This is a genomic window from Allolucifera butyrica (assembly GCF_900476375.1).
In the GTDB taxonomy this organism is placed as follows: domain Bacteria; phylum Bacillota; class Negativicutes; order Sporomusales; family UPPP01; genus Lucifera; species Lucifera butyrica.
This window is the reverse complement of sequence record NZ_UPPP01000074.1, coordinates 51,640-68,475: the sequence shown is the minus strand read 5'-3', so window position 1 is coordinate 68,475 and position 16,836 is coordinate 51,640. Positions and strand designations below refer to the sequence as shown.

The 16,836-nt window shown below is 51.0% G+C and carries 17 protein-coding genes; 16 read left to right on the top strand and 1 reads right to left on the bottom strand.

Annotated features, from left to right (window positions below):
• The 3 genes from LUCIF_RS13390 to LUCIF_RS13380 all read left to right on the top strand — a co-directional run.
• Positions 1-498: CheB methylesterase domain-containing protein (locus LUCIF_RS13390; protein ID WP_133306300.1), on the top strand; the 498-nt coding region annotated here is incomplete at its 5' end.
• A 3-nt stretch (positions 499-501) separates the two neighbouring features.
• On the top strand, positions 502-2,838 hold the full coding sequence (locus LUCIF_RS13385; RefSeq protein WP_122628402.1) for a PAS domain-containing hybrid sensor histidine kinase/response regulator: 2,337 nt from the start codon (positions 502-504) through the stop codon (positions 2,836-2,838).
• Positions 2,839-2,859: 21 nt separating this feature from the next.
• Positions 2,860-3,252, top strand: a complete 393-nt coding sequence (locus tag LUCIF_RS13380) for a response regulator (protein ID WP_122628401.1) — start codon at positions 2,860-2,862, stop codon at positions 3,250-3,252.
• Between the two features lie 225 nt (positions 3,253-3,477).
• Here LUCIF_RS13380 and LUCIF_RS13375 read toward each other — a convergent pair whose 3' ends face one another.
• Positions 3,478-3,927, bottom strand: coding sequence for a PTS sugar transporter subunit IIA (locus LUCIF_RS13375; protein ID WP_122628400.1), 450 nt, complete (start codon positions 3,925-3,927; stop codon positions 3,478-3,480).
• 209 nt (positions 3,928-4,136) lie between these two features.
• Here LUCIF_RS13375 and LUCIF_RS13370 point away from each other — a divergent pair, with 209 nt between their 5' ends.
• The 13 genes from LUCIF_RS13370 (at position 4,137) to LUCIF_RS13310 (ending at position 16,714) form a co-directional block, all read left to right on the top strand.
• Entirely contained in the window at positions 4,137-4,826 is a 690-nt protein-coding gene (locus LUCIF_RS13370; RefSeq protein WP_165865998.1) for a GntR family transcriptional regulator, read from the top strand.
• Between the two features lie 261 nt (positions 4,827-5,087).
• Positions 5,088-5,561 carry a NanQ anomerase/TabA/YiaL family protein gene (locus tag LUCIF_RS13365; protein WP_122628398.1) on the top strand — a complete coding sequence of 158 codons (474 nt, stop codon included), beginning with the start codon at positions 5,088-5,090 and terminating at the stop codon, positions 5,559-5,561.
• 492 nt (positions 5,562-6,053) lie between these two features.
• Positions 6,054-6,881, top strand: a complete 828-nt coding sequence (gene nifH, locus LUCIF_RS13360; RefSeq protein ID WP_122628397.1) for a nitrogenase iron protein — start codon at positions 6,054-6,056, stop codon at positions 6,879-6,881.
• Positions 6,882-6,928: 47 nt separating this feature from the next.
• Positions 6,929-7,255 carry a P-II family nitrogen regulator gene (locus LUCIF_RS13355; protein ID WP_122628396.1) on the top strand — a complete coding sequence of 109 codons (327 nt, stop codon included), beginning with the start codon at positions 6,929-6,931 and terminating at the stop codon, positions 7,253-7,255.
• A gap of 11 nt (positions 7,256-7,266) precedes the next feature.
• Positions 7,267-7,677, top strand: a complete 411-nt coding sequence (locus tag LUCIF_RS13350; RefSeq protein WP_122628395.1) for a P-II family nitrogen regulator — start codon at positions 7,267-7,269, stop codon at positions 7,675-7,677.
• 20 nt (positions 7,678-7,697) lie between these two features.
• Positions 7,698-9,311 carry a nitrogenase molybdenum-iron protein alpha chain gene (nifD, locus tag LUCIF_RS13345; RefSeq protein ID WP_122628394.1) on the top strand — a complete coding sequence of 538 codons (1,614 nt, stop codon included), beginning with the start codon at positions 7,698-7,700 and terminating at the stop codon, positions 9,309-9,311.
• 1 nt (position 9,312) lies between these two features.
• Positions 9,313-10,701, top strand: a complete 1,389-nt coding sequence (nifK, locus tag LUCIF_RS13340; RefSeq protein WP_122628393.1) for a nitrogenase molybdenum-iron protein subunit beta — start codon at positions 9,313-9,315, stop codon at positions 10,699-10,701.
• Positions 10,702-10,736: 35 nt separating this feature from the next.
• A complete protein-coding gene (gene nifE, locus LUCIF_RS13335) occupies positions 10,737-12,089 on the top strand; it encodes a nitrogenase iron-molybdenum cofactor biosynthesis protein NifE (RefSeq protein ID WP_122628392.1) in 1,353 nt (450 codons plus the stop codon).
• 2 nt (positions 12,090-12,091) lie between these two features.
• Positions 12,092-13,456 (top strand): nitrogenase component 1, encoded by a 1,365-nt coding sequence (locus tag LUCIF_RS13330; RefSeq protein WP_122628391.1) that lies wholly within the window; start codon positions 12,092-12,094, stop codon positions 13,454-13,456.
• 33 nt (positions 13,457-13,489) lie between these two features.
• Complete coding sequence (nifB, locus tag LUCIF_RS13325) at positions 13,490-14,731, top strand: nitrogenase cofactor biosynthesis protein NifB (protein ID WP_122628390.1); 1,242 nt, start codon at positions 13,490-13,492, stop codon at positions 14,729-14,731.
• Positions 14,732-14,744: 13 nt separating this feature from the next.
• Positions 14,745-15,053, top strand: coding sequence for a 2Fe-2S ferredoxin (locus tag LUCIF_RS13320; RefSeq protein ID WP_122628389.1), 309 nt, complete (start codon positions 14,745-14,747; stop codon positions 15,051-15,053).
• Positions 15,054-15,069: 16 nt separating this feature from the next.
• Positions 15,070-15,708, top strand: a complete 639-nt coding sequence (locus tag LUCIF_RS13315) for a Fe-only nitrogenase accessory AnfO family protein (protein WP_122628388.1) — start codon at positions 15,070-15,072, stop codon at positions 15,706-15,708.
• A gap of 148 nt (positions 15,709-15,856) precedes the next feature.
• Positions 15,857-16,714, top strand: coding sequence for a flavodoxin family protein (locus LUCIF_RS13310; RefSeq protein ID WP_122628387.1), 858 nt, complete (start codon positions 15,857-15,859; stop codon positions 16,712-16,714).
• Positions 16,715-16,836 lie beyond the last annotated feature (122 nt).

The window sequence follows — 16,836 nt, the reverse complement described above, 5'->3', positions numbered from 1 at the left end:
CCCGCCGATATGGCGGGTACGGTGATCGTGCAGCACATGCCCCCGGTTTTTACCTCCATGTATGCCGCACGGCTGAACAGTACCTGTGCCGTGGAGGTGAAAGAAGCTCAAACGGGAGATCTAATTCTGCCGGGGCGGGTTTTGATCGCTCCGGGCGATTATCATATGCGCATAAAACGGACCGGTAACGGCTACCTGGTTGAGTGTTTCCGGGGCGAAAAGGTGAACGGGCATTGTCCGTCGGTGGATGTCCTTTTTCATTCCGTAGCCCAGCAAGCCGGCAGTAATGCGGTTGGCGTAATTTTAACCGGCATGGGCTATGACGGCGCCAAAAGCTTGCTCGCAATGCGGCAGGCCGGAGCAAGGACTATCGGTCAGGACGAACAGTCCTCCATTGTTTACGGCATGCCGAAAGCGGCTTTTGACATAGGGGCTGTGCAGGAACAGATTCCGCTTGGTTTAATTCCGCGCAAATTGTTTTCGTTAGTAAGGCGGTGAGTTATGGATAGCAAACTGTCCGTTTTAAATTTTAATGCGCAGATGTTGTTTACGCTGGCCAGCATTGGCGACGGAGTCATTATTACTAATTTAGCGGGTTGCATAACTTTTATCAATAAAGCAGCGGAAAATCTTACGGGTTGGACCGGTCCCGACGCCTTCGCGCTGCAATTGGAGTCAGTGTTTCACATTGTCAATGCCAGAACCCGCGAACGGTTGCCCAATCCCTTTTTGGCGGCCATGGAAAAAGGGAAGCCCGTGGGACTAAGCTACGACACAGTCTTGATCGCCAGAGACGGCAGTGAGAAATTTGTTTCCGCCAGTTGTTCACCCATAATCAACGAGGAGGGTGAGACGACCGGGATCGTTCTGGTTTTTCGTAATATTACCCGCATAAAGCTGGCCGAGGAGAGTGTTGCCAGAGAACAGAATAATCTGCAGACAATTTTTGATTTTGCCCCGGTGGGGATGCTCTCCTTTAATGAGAATCTGCTGATTGACCGGGTGAATAACTGTCTGCTCACCATGCTGGACCGGAAAGAGGAACAGGTTTTAAACCGGCGGATCGGTCACGGACTGGGCTGTATTCACAGCCGGGAACACCCTAAGGGCTGCGGTTATGGCACTGCTTGCTCCTCCTGTTCACTGCACAACATGCTGCGGCGGGCGTATCAATTTAATGCCGCGATTAACGGACTTGAGACCAAACATTTGTTTATCCGTTATGGCAGGCCGGTTTCCCGCTGGCTGAAAATTAGCTCGGTGCCGATTATTCTTGAGGGAAAGCAGCACATCGTGATGGTAATCGATGATATAACCCGGAGTAAGCAGATTGATGCCGAACGAAACCGTATTTTAAGCGAACTCAAGGAAGCGAAAGATGCCGCCGAGGCGGCGAGCCGGGTAAAGAGCGAGTTTTTGGCCAATATGAGTCATGAAATTCGAACCCCGTTGAGCGGTATTATCGGTATGACCGATCTGATGCTGTTAACCGGTTTGACGGCGGAGCAGCGGGAAAATGCAGCAATTATTAAAAATTGTGCCGACTCTCTGTTGCACATTATTAACGACATTCTGGATTTCTCCAAAATTGAAGCCGGGAAGATGATGCTGGACAAAGTCCAATTTAATATCGGCGAACTGATTGCCGATATAATCAAGACTCATACCTTACCCGCGCAGGAGAAGATGTTAACCTTAACCTACAGCAGGGATGCGGAGCTGCCGCCTTTTGTCCGGGGAGATGCCGGTAAATTGCGGCAGGTTTTGAATAATTTAATCGGTAATGCGGTTAAATTTACCGAAGCGGGAGAAGTGGCTTTAGAGGTATCGGTGGTAAATTCCCGCGACAACAGTCTGGTTTTGCTGTTTATGGTGCGGGACACCGGAATCGGTATTACCGGCAAAGAGCAGGAACGGTTATTTAGAAGTTTTAGCCAGGTTGATGGTTCGATTAGCCGAAAATACGGCGGCACGGGCCTCGGTCTGGTTATCTCGAAACGGCTGGTGGAAATGATGGGCGGAACGATCTGGCTCACCAGTCAGAAGGGAGTTGGCAGCCGCTTTTATTTTACGATTGAGCTGGAATCCGGCGATAACCGGCAGGAGAATCCGCCGGCCGATATTCCCCGGCCGGAACCCGAAGAGCCGGTTCCGGCACTGCGAGTGCTTCTGGTGGAAGACGACAAAATAAGTCAAAAAATAATTGCCGGCATTTTGTCCGGACAGAAGCATACCGTTGTGTTTGCTCACAATGGCCGGGAGGCAATTGACGCAGTAACCCGCGAGAAGTATGATCTGATTTTGATGGATGGGCAAATGCCGGAAATGGATGGTTTGGAAGCAACCAGGGTGATTCGGCAAATGGAAAAGAAAGCGGGAGTCCATACGCCGATTATTGCTTTAACAGCTCATGCTTTAAGCGGCGACCGGGAACGATTCCTGGCGGCGGGGATGGACGAATATCTGGCCAAGCCGTTTCAGCCCCGGGAATTAGTTGATGTAATACGCAGGGTATTCCCCACCATGGTTCCCCTGGCAGTCCGGAATGCGCCGGCAGATGCTGCCGAAAGCCGGGAACAGCTATTGAATCAAATCAGGCAGACATTTGCCGGTCTCGGGCCGGCGTTGGCGGGGAAACAGGGAACCCGGGCTGAAAAGGCGGCGCATGGGCTGAAGATTCTGGCAGCTAAAATGGAATGGACGGAAATGCGTACCCTCTTTTTTAAAATTCAACTGGCCGTAAGAAAGGGCGATTGGGAAAATGCCGGAAACTTAGGTCAGGCAGCGGCGGCTATGCTTGAGAAAGTAAGTATTTCCGGGACGGCAAATTATTTATAAAGGGAAAAGGAGCGAAGAACCATGAGAATTTTAATCGCGGAGGATGATCTCGCCAGCCGGAAATTTCTGTTTAAATTTCTTTCCCAATATGGTGATTGCGATTTGGTCGTGGACGGGATGGAAGCGGTAGATGCCTTTATGCTTGCCTGGGATGAAGGCCGGCCGTATGATTTGATTTGTCTGGATATCATGATGCCGAACCTGGATGGACTGAAGACTCTCAAAGTGGTGCGGGATATTGAAAAACAAAAAGCCGTGCCGAAAGCCGGCAGTGTTAAAGTCATTATCACCACGGTATTGGACGAGACGGACAAAGTAAGGGCAGCATTTAATACCGGTTGTGAAGCGTTTGCCGCCAAGCCGGTTGATACGGAAAAATTTGTGGCCGTTATGAAAAAATTGGGGCTGCTTTAAGAAAAACCGCGCAGCGGTTTTTCGGCTCTTAGCTCATGGCGCAGGGCTCAAGGTACGGAAAGACCTACTCGCAATCCTGTCAGTTCTTGATCCGTAAGAACTTGCAACCTCTTAAATTCTGATACATTAACAAATACCCCGGGAAAAGTTACAATTAACTTTTCCCGGGGTATCTTCGTACGGGTCTTTTGCACCCCGGGCCCTGCGCCACGAGCCGCAAGACCGTTAACGGTCTTGCTTAAGGATTGCCAGAATTTCAGCGGCGCTGTTGGCCCGGAGCAAAGATTCCCGGATCTCTTCCTCTAACAACAGACAGGATAGTTTGCTTAAATTACGGATATGTATCGCATCGGCATCGTCAGGAGCGGCCAGTAAAAAGAAAAACCGGGACAAGTTATTATCTTCGGCGCCGCAGTCAATTCCTTTTTTGCTGATTCCCACGGCGATTGACGCTTGCTTAACGGTGTTTGTTTTGGCATGAGGTATGACGATTCCGTCGTTGAGAACGGTGGAATATTCTTTTTCCCGTTCCCACACCGCCTGCAGAAAAGCATTTAAATCATTTAACCGGCCATTTTCATGCAGCCGCGCCGCCAGTTTGTAAATTGCCGCTTGCTTAGTATCGGCTTCCAGCGGGATTAAAATGAATTCCTTCGAAAGTACTGTATCAAGCATACGTAGCACCCCCGTGTATTTTTATCCTAATTACATGCTAACATGTATCTACTAATTTGTAAATACAAATTAGTAGATACATGTCCAAGGGAAATGGCGGAAATGCTATATATATAAAGGAATTTGTTCCTGTGCTGGTGAATTTACTGTGTAAAGAATCATTTTATTTTTTGTAACTGTGAATGAAAGAGAAACGGGAGGAACCGAGCTTGAAATATGCTGCTGTCTATAAAGATATTAAAAGAAAGATTTTGAACGGCATCTATACTCCCTGGGCTCCTTTGGAAGGGGAGGAGATGTTGTGCGGGATTTACGGAATCAGCCGGACTACCGTAAGAAAGGCCATAGCCAAGCTAAAACAGGATGGATATTTGCATTCCCAGCAGGGGTCGGGAATTTTTGTGAATCCTCCCGAATTTTATGAAGAGCGGACGATGACCACATTATCGGAACGGATTGAAGCGGATGTGGACCTGGAAAATCAAATCTTGCAGTCTGATCTGATTGAGGCCAATGAAAGGCTGGCCGCTATCTGCAATCTGCCGGTTGGCAGCAAGCTGCACCACTATATTCGCTTGCGCACGATCAACGGCACTCCTTGCGTCCTGGAAGAAACGTATATGCCGCAATATCTGTTTAGAAATTTTGATGCCGCCAAAACTCCCCGGGGTTCAGTGTTTAAATATATTGAAGAAGACTGTAAATATGGAATTAGCCATGCCATTAAGAATGTTACGGCCATCAAGGTGGAGGGAGAATTGGCCGGCTTGTTGCAGATGGAAAACGGGAGTGCCACCCTGCAAATTGAACATAAGGTATACTTAAAAAAATCCGTTTTGGCACAATATACAATCGAGGTTCAAACCAATAAAACCATCCGCTTTATTGCGGTCCGGTAAAAAAACGCGCTGGCGGTTTTTCTCATGGGATCGGAAAGTATAACTTTTCGAGTTGTTTCTAAATAACACATTCTTCTTAAGAAAGCCGAAAAGTAAAATACTTTCCTTCCACTAAAAGACCCTTAAGGTCTTTCTTGTAAAACGGCAGAAGAATCGCCTTATGTTAGAGGAAGAAGACGATGGAGGGAGAAATAGACTAGGTAAGCCAAACGGATTATTCTGGAAAGAGAAAAATCGATTACTGTGTTAGGGGGTTAAAGAATGATTTTAGGACATGTTGACAATTTGGAGCAGGAGGGGAAATTTCTACCGCCGGCCTTGGTAAAAGGACTGCAGTATTTAAAGAACAACCGGTTTAGCGAGATGTCACCCGGACGTTATGATATCGACGGCGACGCCTTGTATGCCATGGTCTCGGAGTATGAAACCAAACCAAAAGCGGAGAAAAAGCCGGAAACGCATGCGGTTTACGCGGACATACAATATATTGCCGCCGGGGAAGAAGTTATTGGGTTTGGTGTACGTACCGCAGCAATGGTTGTTACGGAAGATAGACTAAAGGAGAAAGACGTGGTTTTTTATGCGGCCGTCGAGAAGGAAACGGAAATCAAGCTGTCGGCCGGAATGTATGCCGTCTTTTTTCCCTGGGATGTTCATCGTCCCGGGTGTGAGGCCGGCACGAAAAGTACTGTCCGCAAAGTGGTACTGAAAGTAAAAATGAGTCAGTTGGGATAGTTGCGCAGTAGACAAATGTTTTTTGTGTGAAGATTTAATATTGCGAATTTTTGCTAGTGGGTTGCACAATTCGGTTGTTTGTGTTACATTTAGTGTAAAATAGCAGATGGGTAAAGCAAAGGAGCTTATGAAAATCATTCATAAGCTCCTTTTGTGCAAATTCCCGTCACTGAACCTCAATTTTATATGACGTCCCGGCGGAATATTTCCTTCCGGCAGTCCTTTAAGCGAAGAGGCTTAGGAACGATTTTGTTTCTGGCCTCTTTGCGCTTTTTGAGGAAAATAAGGAGGTGACTATTATAGCAAATAATGGAATGAAATTAAAAAAGCTTCACGGGTAATTGCGGTACCCATGAAGCAGCGGCAGTCTTTACCCCAGTGGCACCAGGGTTATTTTAACCTGCCTAATTATAATTATACCCAGCAGGTTGTTCTTTTTCAATACCAAAATTGAAGCCGTTTCAAGGCTAATTAAATAAGGAGGATTTTGTTATGCGACAAGTGGCTATATATGGTAAAGGCGGGATCGGCAAGTCGACGACAACCCAAAATACGGTGGCGGCCCTGGCGGAAGCCGGTGCTAAGATTATGGTGGTCGGCTGTGATCCGAAAGCCGATTCAACCCGGTTGTTATTAAATGGTTTGTGTCAAAGAACGGTATTGGATACGCTGCGGGAAGAAGGCGACGATATCGACTTGGACGATATCCTGAAACCCGGTTTTAAAGGAACGCGCTGTGTGGAATCCGGCGGCCCGGAACCGGGTGTAGGCTGCGCCGGCCGGGGAATTATTACCTCCATTAATTTGCTGGAATCGTTAGGCGCTTATACCAGCGAACTGGATTATGTGTTTTATGATGTCTTAGGCGACGTTGTCTGCGGCGGGTTTGCCATGCCGATCCGGGAAGGCAAGGCGGAGGAAATCTATATTGTTGCTTCCGGCGAACTGATGGCCCTGTATGCGGCTAACAACATTTCCAAAGGCATTCAAAAATACGCCACTTCCGGGAAAGTACGGCTGGGGGGCATTATTTGCAACAGCCGTAAAGTAGACAATGAATACGCCTTGTTAAAGGCGTTCGCGGAAGAACTCGGCTCGCAGCTGATCCATTTTGTGCCACGCGACAATATTGTCCAGCGGGCGGAAATCCACAAAAAAACGGTAATCGATTTTGATCCTGCCGCGGACCAGGCCGGCGAATACCGGCAGTTGGCGAAAGCCATCAGTGAAAACAAGATGTTTGTCATCCCCAAGCCGATGACGCAGGACCGCCTGGAAGAACTGATGATGCAGCACGGTTTTCTTGACGCCATAGCGTAGTCTCTCATTTTCGGCAGTTGTCGAGTCAAATAGAAAGGGTGAAATTCATGCTGTTAATCAGAGCGATTATAAGACCGGAAAAGAAGGATGAATTATTATTTGAACTGTCGAAAGCGGGGTTCCATGCCGCTACCGTTGTGGACGTGGTAGGCCGCGGCAAGCAAAAGGGCATTAAGATCGGCAGCATCGTCTATGATGAAATTCCTAAGGTGCTGATTATGATGGCGGTCCGGGATGAAGATAAAGACGATGTGATCCAGGTCATTTTGCGTACGGCCAAAACCAGTGAAAAAGGCGCCTATGGCGACGGCAAAATTTTTGTCAGTCCCATTGAGGAAGTGTACACTGTTTCCACCGCCGCCGCGGGTTTGTAGGAGGCGGCGCTATGAAAGAGATTATAGCAGTAGTTCGTATGGATAAAACCGGCGCCACCAAACGGGCCCTGGTCGAGGCCGGAGCGGCCGGTTTCACGGCGTTTAAGGTTTTGGGCCGCGGTAAGCTGGTCGAGGATAAAGCGGTGATCGCCGACCGGAAGGCCGATTTGATGGCCCGGGCTTATGCCGAAGACGACCAGGAAACGGAGCGTCTGATTGAGGGTTTTCTCGACGGGACCCGGTTATTTCCCCGCCGTCTGTTTACCGTTATGGCCCAGGATGACGCCGTGCCGCAGATTGTGGACGCGATCATCCGGGCCAATAAAACCGATAAAAAGGTGGGCGACGGCAAAATTTTTGTTTTACCGGTGCTGGACCTAGTGCGGGTCCGTACCGGAGAAAGCGGCGACAACGCAATTTAGCAGAAAGGGGTTGCGTCAATATGGCGTTTACGGAACAACAATTAGAAGAGATGTTGAGTCAATATTCTCCGAAAGTGCAAAAAAATCGTAAAAAACACATGTTTGTTAGAGACACCTCTTTGGAGCACCAGCAGATTGAAGCCAATACCCGGACCATTCCCGGCGTCATCACCAACCGCGGCTGCGCCTTTGCCGGCTGTAAAGGTGTGGTGCTGGGGCCGCTTAAAGATATGGTGCACATTGTGCACGGACCGGTAGGCTGCGCTTTTTATACCTGGGGGGCCCGCCGCAATAAAGCGAAGTCCGAAGACCCCACCCAGAATTTTATGAATTATTGTTTTTCCACGGATATGCAGGAAAGCGATATTGTTTTCGGCGGCGAAAAGAAATTGGCCAAAGTCATCGACGAAGTGGTGGAAATCTTCAAACCCCACGCCATTACGGTATCGGCCACCTGTCCGGTGGGACTGATCGGTGACGATATCAATGCCGTCGCCAAAGCGGCCGAAGAGCGTCACGGCATTCCGATTATGGCATTCAGTTGTGAAGGCTATAAGGGGGTCAGCCAGTCGGCGGGCCATCATATCGCCAACAACATCCTCATGGACCGGGTGATCGGCGCCGGCGACCTGGAAAAAGCGCCGGGAAAATTTCCTATTAATATGCTGGGGGAATACAATATCGGCGGTGACAGCTGGGAAATTGAACGGGTGCTGAAAGAAATCGGTTATACTATCGTATCCGTCATGACCGGTGACGGTTCCTATGAAGAATTAAAGAATGCCCATGTGGCCGAATTAAATCTGGTGCAATGCCACCGTTCCATCAACTATATTGCCGAGATGCTGGAGACCAAATACGGGACACCCTGGCTGAAAGTAAACTTCATTGGCATCCAGTCCACCATAGAATCCTTGCGGAATATGGCGCTCTATTTTAATGACCCGGGTCTACTGCAGCGGACGGAGGAAGTCATTGCCCGCGAAGCGGCTAAGGCGGAAAAGGGCCTGGAACAATACCGGAAAATTTGCGAAGGCAAAACAGCCTTTTGCTTTGTCGGCGGCTCGCGCGGCCATCATTATCAGGGACTGTTTGCCGAGCTGGGCATCGAAACGGTATTGGCGGGCTATGAATTTGCCCATCGCGATGATTATGAAGGACGGCAGGTCATTCCCGACATTAAATTGGATGCGGATACCAAGAACATTCCCGAGTTGCATGTCAAGCAGGATGAAAGGCGGTTTTGCCTGAAACTGACGCCGGAAAAAATGGCCGAACTCAAGGCTAAAATCCCGTTGAGCTATTATGCCGGCATGAGTGTGGAAATGAAGGACGGCACCGTAATTGTGGATGACCTGAATCATTTTGAAACGGAACTATTTATTAAACTGCTGCAGCCGGACATATTCGCTTCCGGTATTAAAGATAAATATGTCGTCCAAAAAATGGGGATTCCGGCTAAACAACTGCATTCTTATGATTATAGCGGTCCTTACGCCGGTTTTGGCGGCGCGGTGAATTTTGCCCGGGACGTGAGCATGGCCTTTGCTTCGCCGACCTGGAATTTTATTGTACCGCCCTGGAAGGATCAGCCGCTGTTAAACGGCGCGGTAAATTCGGAAGGAGTGGCTTAATATGCTGGACTGTACACCCAAAGAAATGCTTGAACGAAAGAGCGGCGGCCTGATTAATCCGGCTAAAACCTGCCAGCCTATCGGCGCGATGTACGCTGCTCTGGGAATTCACAACTGTTTGCCCCACAGCCATGGTTCGCAAGGCTGCTGTTCCTTTCACCGCATGCACCTGACCCGCCATTTCCGCGATCCGATCATGGCCTCAACCAGCAGTTTTACGGAAGGTACGTCCGTTTTTGGCGGCGTAGCCAACTTGAAAGCGGCGATCAAAAATGTATTTGATATCTATGGTCCCGATGTAATCGCGGTTCATACCACCTGCCTTTCTGAAACCATCGGCGATGATATTCCCAGCACGATTAAGGCGGCTGAAATTCCGCCGGGCAAAGTCGTGATTCATGCCAATACGCCGAGCTACCAGGGCTCGCATGTAACCGGTTTTTCCAATATGACCAAGGCCATGGTGAGCTATCTGGCGGAAACGGCGGGCGGGGTTAAGAAAGACCAGGTGAATATTGTTCCCGGTTTTGTCAATCCCGGCGATATGCGGGAGATTAAACGCCTGGTGAAAGCCATGGGAATTTCGTTCATTCTCTTTCCCGATACGTCGGGGGTGGTCGATTCGCCTATGACCGGGGAGTTTGCCATGTATCCCCGCGGCGGCACCACCATTGAACAATTGAAAGACACGGGGAATTCCAAACTGACCGTCGCCCTCGGACGGTTTGCCTCCAGCGAGGCGGCGGAACTACTAAGCAGTAAATGCAAAGTTACGGCCGTCGCGCTCAAAACGCCGATCGGCATCAAGGCGACCGACGCGTTTTTGATGGCTCTCAGGGGCACCTTTGCGGCGGAGATTCCTTACGAACTGGAAGAAGAGCGGGGCCAGCTTGTGGATATCATGACGGATACGCATTTTCATTTCCACGGCAAAAGAGTGGCCATTTTCGGCGACCCTGATATTGTCACTGGTCTGACCGAATATGTCCTCAGTCTGGGCATGATTCCCGTTCATGTGCTGACAGGCACGCCGGGCGGTGCCATCGGTTCGGGCATGGGCAGTTTTGAAGAGGATATTCAGCAGATGCTGGCGGAAGCGAAACTGTCGGCCAATGTGAAAGCCGGCGGCGATTTATTCCTGCTGCACCAGTGGATTAAAAACCAGCCCGTCGATTTGCTCATCGGCAATACGTATGGCAAATACATTGCCCGGGCGGAGGATATTCCTTTTATCCGGGTTGGTTTTCCGGTGCTGGACCGCAGCGTCCATTCCTATCTGCCTATCGTCGGCTACCGCGGCGCCATGCGGCTGATTGAAATGATCAGCGGCGCACTGCTTGACCGGGCCGATCGGGACGCTAAGGATGAAGATTTTGAGCTGGTTATGTAAGGCAAGAAACTAAATGGCGGAGAGGGGTGAACCGATTGAGTGCGGAGCTGGCAATCAAAGAGCGGGAAGCCTTTATTGTAACCAAAGGAAAACAAAAAAATCAGCTGCGCTGTGATGCGGACAGCATTGCCGGCTGTGTCAGTCAGCGCGCCTGTGTCTATTGCGGTGCGCGGGTCGTCTTAAACCCGGTTACCGACGCCATTCATCTGGTCCACGGCCCCATCGGCTGTGCCAGTTATACCTGGGATATCCGCGGCAGCCTGAGCAGCGGCTCCGAGTTGTACCGCAACAGTTTCTCCACCGATTTGAAGGAACAGGACGTGATTTTCGGCGGTGAGAAAAAGCTGGCCGCAGCCATTGATCAATTGGTAGCCGCTTACCGGCCGCCGGTGGTATTTGTTTATTCCACCTGCATTGTCGGCGTCATTGGCGATGATTTGGAAGCGGTATGCAAAAAGGCGGCGCAAAAACATAAAATTGAAGTGATTCCCGTACAGTCAAGCGGCTTTATTGGCAATAAGTCGGCTGGGTACCGGGCGGCCTGTGATGCGCTGCTCCGGCTTATTGTGCCGGCCGGGCCGGCAACGGCAAAGCACGGCAAATCCGTCAATTATCTGGGTGACTTCAATCTGGCCGGAGAAGCGTGGATTATCCGCAACTATTTGCAGCAAATCGGCGTTACGGTAAATGCCGTGTTTACGGGGGATTCCAGCTACGCAGCCCTGAAAGAGGCGGCCCGGGCTTCGTTCAATATCATTCAGTGCGCCGGTTCCATGGCTTATTTGGCGGGGAAAATGGAAGAACTCTATCAGATTCCCTATCAGCAGGTTTCTTTCCTGGGGGTCCAGGATACCAGGGAGTCCTTGCGCAAAATCGCCGTCATGACGGAAGATGCGGCCGTAATGCGCCGCACCGAAGAACTGGTGGCTAGAGAAATGGCGGCGGTGCAGCCGGTGCTTGCGGGGTACCGGGCCAAACTGGCAGGAAAAAAAGCGGCCGTTTATGTAGGCGGCGGCTTCAAGGCCATTTCTCTTATCAAACAATTCCGGGAAATCGGCATTGATGTGGTTATGATCGGTACACAGACGGGCCGCCGGGAAGAATATCAGGTCATCAACGAACTGGTCGACGACGGTACGGTGATTCTGGATGACGCCAATCCGTCGGAATTGGAAAAATTCATGATGGAAAAAGGCGCCCATCTCCTGGTGGGGGGCGTCAAAGAGCGCCCACTGGCCTATAAACTGGGCATCGCCTTTATTGACCATAACCACGACCGCAAACATCCTTTGAGCGGTTTTACCGGCGCCGTGAACTTCGCCCGGGAAGTGTATTCAACCGTTTGCTCGCCTGTATGGAACTATGTCCGGCCGGAAGGGGGACAGTAAAAATGAAAGAAGAATGCTGCCGTAATGTAAATGAGAATCCCTGCAATATGTGCATGCCCATGGGCGGGATCCTGCCTTTGAAGGGAATTGAGCGCTCTATGGTAATTTTGCACGGTTCCCAGGGCTGCAGCACCTATATGCGGCGCCATATTTCCGAGCATTTTAGCGAGCCCATTGATATCGGTTCCTCTTCTCTGAATGAGAAGGGTACCATTTATGGCGGGGAAAAGAATCTCCGTCTGGCCCTGGATAATATTCGTAAAGTTTATAACCCGCAGTTGATCGGCGTGCTCACAACCTGCCTGGCTGAAACGATCGGCGAGGATGTGAACCGGATTACGGCCGAGTACCGGGAACAAAACGGACTGGACGACTTATTTATTGTCCCGGTTTCCACGCCGGGCTACGGGGGAAGCCATGCGGAGGGCTATTTTTACACCCTGCGGGCCATTATTGCCCAGTTGGCGGCGCCAGCCCCCAAACATAACAAAATTAATCTGCTGCTTCCTAACTTAAGTCCGGCGGATATCCGAGAAATTAAACGTCTGCTGGCAGTCATGCAGGTGGACTATACCCTTTGTCCCGATATTTCCGATACCCTGGACAGGCCGTTTGTCCGGCCTTATACCAAGATGCCTGAAGGCGGAACCCGGATTGCCGATATCCGGGCCATGCCGGGAGCGCCGGCCACGATTCAGATGGGAATGACCGTGGCCGATGACTTGTCGCCGGGTAAATATCTTGCCGATACCTTTGGCGTGCCCCTTTATACTGTACCCATTCCCCTGGGTGTCGAGAATACGGACCGCTTTTTGGCCGTACTGAGTGAAATTACGGGCCGTCCCGTACCGGAAGCGCTGCAGCGCGAGCGCGGCCGTTTATTGGATTGTATGGTGGATTCCCATAAATACAATTTTCAGGGCCGCAGTGTTATTTTCGGGGAGCCGGAACTGGTATATGCCGTGACGGCCGTTTGTATGGAAAATGGCATTTTTCCGGTCGCTGTGGCGACGGGGAGCAGGCCGGGGCCGTTAAGGGCGGTTTTGTCGCAGCTGACCCGGGATTGTCCGGAGCCGGTTGAATTTTTGGAGGAAGCCGATTTTGTCCAAATCCGGACTGTCAGCCGGCAAAAGAAAGCCAATATTGCCATTGGTCATTCCGACGGACGGTATCTGACGGAAAGAGAGGGAATCCCCCTGGTGCGCATCGGCTTTCCCATTCTTGACCGGGTTGGCGGACCAAGACTGCTGTCTGTCGGCTATACAGGGACAGCCGTTTTCCTGGACCGGCTGACGAATACCCTTCTGGAAGCAAAGCACGGATCGTACCGCCGGACGCTGTACGATCAATATTATCAGGCCAACTAAGTTTGGCGACTAAAAAATGGAGGTGAAAACAGAATGGGGTGTTCCTATTCGTGGACGGAAAAACATCCTTGCTTTTCTTTGGCGGCGCATCATAAATACGCCAGGATGCACCTTCCTGTTGCACCTCTGTGCAATATTAGCTGCAACTATTGCAACCGTCAATATGACTGTGTAAATGAGAGCCGGCCGGGGGTAACCAGTGAAATCCTTTCCCCGGCTGCGGCCAGGCAAAAGTTTGACTGGGTCCGGGAGAAGATCGACAATCTAAGCGTGATCGGCATTGCCGGTCCGGGCGACGCCCTGGCGAACTGGCAGGAAACACGAGAGACCATTGAATTGATCCGGGACGCCGACGCCGGTATTCTTGTCTGCTTATCCACCAACGGACTGATGCTTCCCGCCTATGTCCCGGAAATTGTGGAGCTGGGCATATCGCATGTTACTGTCACGGTCAATTGCCTGGAGCCGGAAATTGGCGCGCAAATTTACCGGTTTGTCAGTTATCAGGGAAAAACCTATACGGGGGCTGAGGGGGCCGGAATTCTGCTGCAGAATCAAATGGAAGGCATCACTTATCTGGCCGGCAATGGCGTGGTGGTGAAGGTTAATATTGTCATGATACCCGGGATTAATGATTTTCATATTCCCGAAGTGGTGGCCGAAGTCAAAGCAAAAGGCGCTTTTATTACTAATATCATGCCCCTGATTCCGGCCGGCGGCAGTGTGTTTCAGCATTTTCCCCAGACCAGCATGAAGGCAATCAACGACATGCGTAACCGGTGTCAGGCGGATTTGCCGCAAATGCGGCACTGCCGGCAGTGCCGGGCCGATGCCATCGGCCTGCTGGGGGAAGACCGTTCGCAGGAATTTTGCCTGCGTAACCGGGATAAGGAAAGGAAACAACCGGCCATGCCACCGTCCAAGCCGGTTAAAATAGCCGTAACGTCCCGCTATGGGCGCCTTGTTGACCTGCATTTCGGCCATGCGGCGGAATTTCTTATTTTTCAGGGTTCAGGACCGGAGTTTCATTTGCTGGAGAAACGACCGACCGACCGCTATTGTCTGGGGATGGAGGAATGTGACAGCGAAGAATCCCGACGGGATGCCATCCTGGAGACCATTCAGGACTGTGATGCCGTGCTGACCATGCGGATCGGGCACAGCGCGCAGCAACAGCTGCGGCAAAAAGGAATTTTAAGTGTGGAATACTGTTATACCGTCGAAGACGGATTGCGGTTTGCGCAGGCCCAGTTGGCCGGCAGTCAGGAAAAATGAAGGAGTGAATCGAATGAGAAAACCCGCCTATCATATTTTTGTTTGCACCAGCTCCCGGATTACGGGGCAGCAGAAGGGCTATTGCCACTCCAAAGAAGGCGTTACTATTGTCGCCAAATTTATGGAAGAAATTGAAGACCAGGATTTAGGCGGTGAAGTCTTTGTTTCCAACACGGGCTGCTTCGGGCTCTGCGAAAAAGGGCCCGTGGTGGTGGTATATCCCGGCAATGTATGGTATGGCGCCGTAACGCCGGCAGACGTGGAGGAAATTGTTACGGAACATATCAAAGGCGGTAAGGTAGTGAAACGGTTGGAAATTTAATAAAAAGGGTGATGTTATGTCCCGGGAAATTGCAGTGTTTACCGGCGGGGACGGTGCGACGGCTTCCTTATATGAACCGGGTACAATCAGTATTTATAAACGGCAGCAGGGAATTTGGACCATTACGCGGGCCATGCCGTTTGGTCTTGATAAGGAACGGGGTTTACGGGAAATGAGGGACAAGATGACGGAAGTTCTGCGTTTTCTGGAAAATTGCTCCGTCTTTGTTGCTTTGTCTGTTACCGGCGTACCCTATTATGAGTTGGAAAAAGGCCGGGTCAGCGTATGGGAATATGAAGGAATCCCGGCCGGGTTTTTGGATGCCGTTTTGGCGGAGGAGGAAGCGAGCCGGCAGGCTTCCCAGGATGAAGGCAAATTATGCGCCGTGCCGGTGCCGCAGGAAATCGGCCCCGGTCATTATCAGATTTCGATCAAAGAAATCCAGGAAGGCTGCTCCGGGATTACCTCCAAGCAAGTGTTGCTGCCATTGCTCCGCCAAGGGGGATTTTACCAGCTGGATGTGGTGTGCAAACACCTTCCGCCCTGGCTGGAAGGGGAGCTGTTGAGCGGCAACCTTACGGGCAGTCTGGAAAAAATGGACAATCAGGAACTGAAGTTGAAAATTGCCCGTAAAACCTGTTGCGAAAACCGTTAGACAGTTTTGGCCGGAGCCCGGGGTTGGGCTCAGGCCGCTTTAAAAATGCCAAGATCCGGATGATAAAAATCGTACCGTTCGCAGGTACGGTTTTTTTGTTATAATAACTATAAATCCCACATTCTTTGATATAACGGAGGTAGTTCCTTTGAAAATTCTTGGTCTTGTGGCTTCGCCGCGAAAACTGGGAAACTCGGAAATTCTCGTGCGGGAAATGTTTGCCGCATTGCCGGATGATACGGAAAAAGAGATGATCCGTCTGACCGAGCTCGATATAAAGCCCTGTAAGGCTTGCTATGCCTGTCTGCCTGGCGGCCGGGAATGTGTTATCCAGGATGACCTGGCTTTTTTACTGTCAAAAATAAAAGCGGCCGACGGCGTGATTATTGCTTCCGCCTGTTATTTTCTGGGTTGTCATACCAGCCTGAAGCGGATCGGCGACCGGCTCATTTCCGTTTTGGCCGAAGCGCCACAGTATGCCGGCAAGCGGTGTGTCACGGCGGTAACCTACGGCATTGCCGGCTGGGAAGGGTATGCCCGGGAAATGGTCAATAATTTCGCCCGGTTTCTTCATTTAGAGATAGTAGGTGACATGACCGTCCGGGCGGCGAATCCGGGAGAAGCCGTACGGCCCGAGGTGCTTTCCCGGGCGGGGGAACTGGCGCAAGCGCTGCTTTCGGCCGGCGAAAATTCCGGCTGTGCCGGCAGTGACTGGCCGGATTCCCTTTTGTGTCCAAGCTGCGGCAGCAGCCTGCTCCGTCTCGCGCCGTCCGGGGCAGTCCGGTGTGTTATGTGTGGTGCGACCGGCCGGATTGCGCCGGCCGGTACAGAGTATGCGATTCAGTTTCAGCCGCCGCAGCCGGCCCGCTATTCACCGGCCGGAATGGAAGAACACAGCCGGTTACTGGCCCAAATTAAGCAGGACTACCTCGCAAACCGCAGCCGGTTGTTTGGAGTGCGGAAAGCCTATGAGAAACCGGACTGGTGGGTCAAGCCTGAAGAATGATTCGGGACAATGCGCGGATTATGAGGATACGCCCGTGGGGTGGCTGTATCCTCGCCCGCATTTGGTAAAGCGTTAAGCTTTTTAGCTATTTACAACAGGCGGAGTATGGTATATGATGGAGG